At 31.9% G+C, this 2,916-nt stretch carries 2 protein-coding genes; both read right to left on the bottom strand.

Translation table 11 applies throughout. The annotated features are described in order from the left end of the window. Window positions 1–86: 86 nt before the first annotated feature. Complete coding sequence (locus F3G86_RS09585) at window positions 87–437, bottom strand: hypothetical protein (protein ID WP_149723445.1); 351 nt, start codon at window positions 435–437, stop codon at window positions 87–89. A gap of 333 nt (window positions 438–770) precedes the next feature. After that, the coding region (locus F3G86_RS09580) for a hypothetical protein (protein WP_188116440.1) at window positions 771–2,916 on the bottom strand (2,146 nt) is incomplete at its 5' end.

Raw genomic sequence — 2,916 nt, 5'->3', positions numbered from 1 at the left:
ATATGTTCCAGTTATATTTATATCCCTAGCATAGCTGCTAGAGCATACTATAAGCACAAAAAATGCTATAAAGAATTGTGATTTTTTCATTTATCTACTCCTAAAATTGTATTAATTTTTGCTTTCCTACTCATGATTGTATCTCTCTTTTTTCCTTTTGGTAATTTTAAATAATCTTTTGTTAGTTCAAGGTATCTTAAGCGACACTCATTTGATTCAGAGTTATTTAAATTGGCATATTGATAAACAGCATCGTGAATATTCCATGCTTTACTGCTTTTGATAGAGTAGTTATTGTCTTCTAGATTATTAAAACTATCCCTCAAACATTCTATTTTTAAATGCATTTTGAGTAAATTATTTTTCCTATCACTAAATCCATTAAAACCACCGTTTATTCTATAGGTAATATAAATTAAATCATCAAAATCAGCCATATTGTTTAAATCAACATTTAAGTGTCTGGACCAATACCACCCAGATAAATCTACAGCATATTCCTTTTCTTCGAGTTTGGTATTGTTGTTGCCTTGCGTAAAGTCAATTCCTTTATAAGAACTATATGCAGTATAGTTATTTCTGCCGGTTATTTGAATTAAACCCCTGCCTTTAAAACGTTTGCCGTCCCCAGTTTGAGTATTCCCAAGATCAGCTCTATCCTCATGTGCTGAGCCATCTTCTTTTTCTTTTAAATATGCAAAATCTCTAGATTCATGTCTTATTTGTGCCAGAAAATGCAGTTTTCTTTTACAAGTATTAATATTATATCCTTACATAGTAAAATTAATATAATCTAGAAAAATATTTGCATTATTTTTATTTATCCCTAGTTTAATTAATTCTTCCTTTGATATATTTCTGCCGCAAAGACAGCTTTCTTCCGTCTTTACCACAACTCCTCTATCCCCATCCACCCACATACCTTTATCTACTCTTGTTATACTCTTTGACTCATTAAAAGAGTTTATAAAGCTATTCATATTATCTTTACTTAGTAGGTTGATACCATATTTGGTATCTTGGTTTATCTTTGTGTTACCTGTTTGGTTTGTATTGCTTTGGTTTTGATTGTTTGTGGAATTTGCTTCATCTATGTAAATTTGATATCTCTTATCTCTCTTCTCATCACTCTTTAGCTCTTTACTTAGTTTATCATCTTCATAGATATTTATATCCTGTGCTGACATATCTTTATTTATATATAAGTAGCCACTTTTATTTACTAAGGCATCATCATGATTTAGACTAGCTTTAAAACTCTTCTCTTTTATAGCATGCTCAAACTCATATATGATTAGCTTATCATCTTTAAATTTAATATATAGAGGTATCTTTATATCTATCCTTATATGGTTTTTACCATATACGCTTTTGTATTTAAATTTATCCTTCTCTCCTTCAAGATATGCAAAAAATACTATAGTATGACCACCTTGCTTTAGCTTATCTAGATCATCTTTTTTTATAAGATCTGAAATTTTAAATCTTATCTCTTTACCCTTTTGATCTTTTAGCTCTACCACATCTTTTGGATTTGATTTAGATACTTCGTTATACTCTATGCTCTTTATCACCTTATATCCCCAAAGTACCTCTTTATACCTCTTGCTACCTTTTTCTTGTTTATATATAGCCTTTAGGCTTATTGGCTCATTTGTCTTAAATGGATACTCATTATCAGAGACTACATTTACTATATGATCTGTTATATCTCTTAAAGATACCTTGTTTGTATAGCTATAACTACCACCACTTTTATCTTTATATCCTATAGATATGATAGCTGTACCAGTGTAGGCATGTATCCCTTTGGTATCATAAATTTTGCTTAGATCACTTGAATAGACTATAAGCTTAGTATCTTTCTTATCATTTCTATCTATAGGGATATTAAATGTAGCTGTATATGAGTTTTTGATATCTGAGTCTTTATTTTTAACTAAAGATATACTCTCATATATACTCTTATCACCGCAGTGGTGAAGATATATCTTATCTATATCACTAGCTTCACCTTTTTCGTTTTCAATGATGAGATTATTTAGTGTTAGAGCAAGGCTTGAGCTAGATGTTGATGTAGGTACTACATTATTACCAAGAGCTAGACGAAGCTTCATATCAAACATAGCTGAGTCTTTATCGTCTCTAAGGGTAAAGTTATTCTCCTTAGCGAAATTTAGAAGGTTGAAATTTAGATATTCGTCTTTAGATGAGGGGAGCTTAAAGTGGCTCATCTTTACAACACCATCTTCTAGCTTGTACTCTATCTCATCGCTACTTTGTCTTATGCTAGTAAAGCAAGCGCCCTTTGTCTTGTTTTTATCATCTTTGCCATCATCGTTTTCTTTATAAAGTATCACACTATCTGACTTGGTCTTTGCGTTTTTAAATTTGATATCTCTATCAGATGAAGCACCATTGTTCTCTTTCTCGTAAGTGTCAAATTTAAAGTCAGTGAGTATTAGCTCGCATAAATTTAGCTTGCCATAGTTTGGTCTGCTAGGATTTAACTCTTTTGGGTTTAGCTCACTACAGTCAAATTCGCTTTGGCTAGCTAGCACGATGGTAAAGTTGCTCTTTTTAGGCTGAAATATCCTAATAGGAGTAGCCGTCTTGATAGGGCATAGTATGAGCATATCCTCTTGTTTATAAAGCTCTTCTTCTCTTCTTTTTAAGAGCTTATTTATCCTTGAAGCGTTAGAGGTTGAAGAGGAGGTTAAATTTACGCAGTAGATATTTTCGGTCTCAAATTTCTTTGATGTCTCAGAGCTCAAAAGAGAATTTAGCTTATCGGCAAATGGCTTAAATAGCCCCTCACACTTTGAAGCGGTATTGTTTGATCTCTCTTCATCTTTTTGCATAAATTCTAAATGTGTGACGTCTTCTTTGTGCTCTTTGCCGTTTTTGTGTTTTGTT

The organism is Campylobacter concisus (assembly GCF_902460595.1).
Taxonomy (GTDB): domain Bacteria; phylum Campylobacterota; class Campylobacteria; order Campylobacterales; family Campylobacteraceae; genus Campylobacter_A; species Campylobacter_A concisus_BL.
This window is presented reverse-complemented; position numbering and strand designations above follow the sequence as displayed.

Excerpts from the sequence above, each read along its gene's own strand:
- F3G86_RS09585 (WP_149723445.1), bottom strand. The coding sequence starts at position 437 with ATGGCTGATTTTGATGATTTAATTTATATTACCTATAGAATAAACGGT.